Origin of the sequence: uncultured Campylobacter sp. (assembly GCF_938045225.1) — a bacterium.
GTDB lineage: Bacteria > Campylobacterota > Campylobacteria > Campylobacterales > Campylobacteraceae > Campylobacter_A.
Map to the genome: position 1 here is coordinate 1 of NZ_CALINL010000109.1, position 3,523 is coordinate 3,523.

At 48.0% G+C, this 3,523-nt stretch carries 5 protein-coding genes; all 5 read left to right on the plus strand.

Annotated elements, in window-relative coordinates:
* Positions 1 to 428: hypothetical protein (locus Q0200_RS04415; RefSeq protein ID WP_297938210.1), on the plus strand; the 428-nt coding region annotated here is incomplete at its 5' end.
* A complete protein-coding gene (locus Q0200_RS04420; protein ID WP_297938213.1) occupies positions 428 to 961 on the plus strand; it encodes a hypothetical protein in 534 nt (177 codons plus the stop codon). The genes Q0200_RS04415 and Q0200_RS04420, both read left to right, overlap by 1 nt.
* A gap of 15 nt (positions 962 to 976) precedes the next feature.
* Positions 977 to 1,903, plus strand: coding sequence for a DUF5309 family protein (locus tag Q0200_RS04425; RefSeq protein ID WP_163026398.1), 927 nt, complete (start codon positions 977 to 979; stop codon positions 1,901 to 1,903).
* 38 nt (positions 1,904 to 1,941) lie between these two features.
* On the plus strand, positions 1,942 to 2,583 hold the full coding sequence (locus tag Q0200_RS04430; RefSeq protein WP_297938218.1) for a hypothetical protein: 642 nt from the start codon (positions 1,942 to 1,944) through the stop codon (positions 2,581 to 2,583).
* Between the two features lie 24 nt (positions 2,584 to 2,607).
* Positions 2,608 to 3,523 (plus strand): hypothetical protein (locus tag Q0200_RS04435; RefSeq protein ID WP_297938220.1); only part of this gene is annotated, 916 nt, incomplete at its 3' end.

The following is a 3,523-nucleotide window of genomic DNA, read 5'->3' on the forward strand; positions in this document are numbered from 1 at the left end:
GGAGTATCGGCGACATGGTGGTGCGAGATAAAGGCGAGGGCGGCTTTGCCTCCGTGAATATCATAAGCGAGCAAGAGTGGGAAGCTATGCCGCAAAACGAGGCTGCCGAGGCCGAGATGAAACAAGCCCCGTCCGGTGCGAAAAATCTCGCTCCCGAGCTAGCTAAAGCCAAAAACGAGATCGAACGCTTGAAGGCTGAAATTTTAGAGGCCAAAGGCGAGGCGGAGCGTTTCAAAGAGGAGTGCGCAAATTTGCAAGACCGCATAAGCGAAGCTGCAGGCGAAAATATGGTGCTGTCGCAAAAAGTCTCGCAGCTTGAGGCCGAGAATAAAAAGCTAAAAGAGGCGGCCAAGAAGGCAGAGAAGAGCAAAGATAATGCGCCTAAGGCAAATGAGCCGCAAGGTCTAAATTTAGGAGGTAACGAATAATGCCGGACGTATATGATCAGGATTTGGAGGGGCTAGCGGCCGCAGAGGAGACGCAAGCGCAAGAAGCCCAGGCAGCCGTAAAAGCCGCGGACAAACCACAGGTACAGGCGGAAAACAAAACGTCCGCCCAGGCCCAGTCGCGAGCCGAGGCGAGCACGGACGACTCCGTAAAGCTCAATAAAGAAGAATACGCGGACTTTCAAAGGATGCGTCAAGCTGCGCAACTTTCGCAGATGGAGACGGATTTTAGGAAGAGCTATCCCGATTTTGATATGCAAAAAATCACGGATAAGATTTTAGAGATCGACGAGAAAAACCCCGGCGCAGGCGACGCGCTACTTACTCCTGTCGGGCTTGAAAACGTCTATCTAAAATTTTTCCACGGTAAGGCGCAGGAGCAGACGGAGGATGAATTCGACATAGCGCGAGGAACGGGCGGCGGCGTCGACAGATCGGAGATGATGAGACGCATAAACAAAGGCGAAATAAGTCAGAGCGAAAAATACGCGTATTTAAGCAAAATTTTTAACTAAAAAAGGAGATAAAAGATGCCTATTGTTAGACAAGGAATAATGACCAGCGACGAGGCTTTCGGAAGAAGAGGCACCGAGTTTTGGAACACGATAAAAGAGATGGGGTGGAAGCAGACGCCGTTTTTGACGTCTATCCAAAATGGCGCTCCGGTAGATAGGAGCACGAACGCGGCGGCCGGACACACGTGGTTTTACGATGAAACGCCCGACGGCGAAGCCGATAACGCGCACTTAGAGGGCGGCGCTCCGGCCGCTTTGAAATACGCTACCGGCGGACAGCTAAAAAACCAATACCAAATCGTAAAAAATACTTACGGCGTTTCGGGTACGGAAGAGGATAGCAAAAGGGTGGACGGAAATTTGATCCTAACCAAAAACGGCGAGATGGAGGCGATCAGGCATAAAAAAACGCTAGAAAAGATACTGCTTTCCGATCAAACTGCTGTTCAAAGGGTCAATACCGGCGTTAAAAAAGAAGGAAAGCTCGGCGGACTAAAAAGCTTTACTACCGCGACCAATACCTTTGACGCCACAGGGGCGGATATGTCTATGCAGTTTATTAGAGATCTGCTTAAGATCGGACATTTAAGGGGTCTGCCTTACGATTTTATACTTTTGCCCGATAAACAAATGGATAGAGTGATGGATCTGCTCGATAAATACAAGCAAGCCAACTACACCGTAGAATATCTGCACGACAAGGTTACGGCGATAAACTCCCAATACGGCGAGAATGTAAAGCTACTTTTGTCGCCGGAGCTCGCGAACAACGAGATAATAGCCTATAGATCCGAGGATATTTACGCAGTTTACTGGAGAATGACGAAGAAAAAAGACTTGCCTACCGAGAACGACGAGATCAAAAAAGAAATACTAACCGAGCTTACGCTCCGCGTGTGCACGCCGGTAGCGTTTGCTTGGCTTAAAAATCTGAAAGTTTAAGCGGAGGCCGACGGTCTTGGCTTGGCTGAGGAGTAAAGATGACTTTTTCGGAGTTCAAAAATATATACGAAATCAATACTCGTCGCGGCGTAAAAATATGCGGCGACGATGAATTTCGTCTACTAATGGCCCGGACGGCCGCAAAAATACACCGCGCCATAACCGTCCTGGAAAAAATAGAAACGGACGATAGAAACATAGGCGTAGACTACTATCTCTCAAAAAAATACTTCGTAGCCAAATTTCGCCCGCCGCTTGCGGGAACGGATGAAATAGACTACGAAGATGAGAGCCTGCTGGCGGCTCTGGGGTACGGCATAGCCGCGGCAAGAGCCGGTGATGACAAGGATCGCTTTAAATTTAACAAATTGTACCTCGCGGCTCTTTGCGAATACGAAACGAGCAACTTTGACGATCTAAGTTGCGACCTGGAAAGCGCACTTGGGGCCAAAGGGTACGCTAAGCCGTACGAGATAGGTTCCGAAGTCAGGACGTATTTTATTTGGGATGAGGAGTTTTTAAACAATTTAGACTTTTATATGGCCGACCGCGTGAAATGTAAAGGCCTAAGTTGTAGAAAGTTCATATATAAATTTATGGATTTTCAAAACGGCAAATATCAAGATAGGGCCGATCTAGCGGACCTGGATAGAATAATGAGGGCAAGGATAAGACCGTAGCGCCCAAAAACACAAGGAGAAAAAATGCAAAACGAAAAAGAATTTACACAAATTTGTAAGGAAATTTTGGCTCTTAGCGAAAAGGTCAAAGAGCTAAATTTGAGCCGCTTGGAAACGATCTCGGTGGAGATAAAGCTAGCTAAAAACAGCTTTGACGACAAAAGCGGGGAGATGGACGCAAAGATAGCGGAATTTGGCAAAATCGCTGGGCGCCTAGAGTCGCTAAAAGAGTCTATAGCTAAAGCAGAAGAGCTCATAGCTAAAATCAAAGAAGGCGGGGCCGGCGGCGTAAGCGAGGAAAAGACAAAGCAACTAATAAGCCAGGCCGTGGACGGGCTCGCGAGCGCGGTAGAAGAACTAAAGCAAAAAACGCCTATCGACGACGCGGCTGCGGCGGTAGACAAGACGTATTCAAGTCGTAAAATAGAGGATACCTTTGCCAAAAAAGGCGAATCTGCAGGCGGCGGGGTGGACGAAGCCAAAGTAAACGAGCTAATCGATGCAAAAGCTGCAAATTTGGCAAACAAAGATGAGCTGGCGGACAAACTATCGGCAACTATATACGAGGAAGATAAAAAAACACTAGCAACCAAGCTTGATGTAGCTAATGCTGTAGGCAATAAAATAGATACAACTGCATTAAACTCTGCTCTTGGTGGACTTGCAACGGCACTTGAGAACAAAATATCTACGCTCGCCGCTGCAGCCGTCACGCAGACTGCGCTAAATAAATACACCAAAGCGCAAAGCATCACGAGCAATAGGGTAGATTTTATGCAAGGCGTAAATTTCACGGGTAGCGTAAGCGGGCAAATAACGGCGGGAGATAGAGAGGCAGGTCAAAGCGGGCTAGTGTATATTAGCGGCAACGGCGTGACGGGCTTTTCAAGCGACTTTGTTATCCTAAACCAGGCCGAAGCGACGTACGGGCCAGGATATG

Bases quoted from the DNA above. Each gene is read 5' to 3' on its own strand.
- Q0200_RS04420 (WP_297938213.1), top strand. From the start codon at position 428: ATGCCGGACGTATATGATCAGGATTTGGAGGGGCTAGCGGCCGCAGAG.
- Q0200_RS04425 (WP_163026398.1), top strand. From the start codon at position 977: ATGCCTATTGTTAGACAAGGAATAATGACCAGCGACGAGGCTTTCGGA.
- Q0200_RS04430 (WP_297938218.1), top strand. From the start codon at position 1,942: ATGACTTTTTCGGAGTTCAAAAATATATACGAAATCAATACTCGTCGC.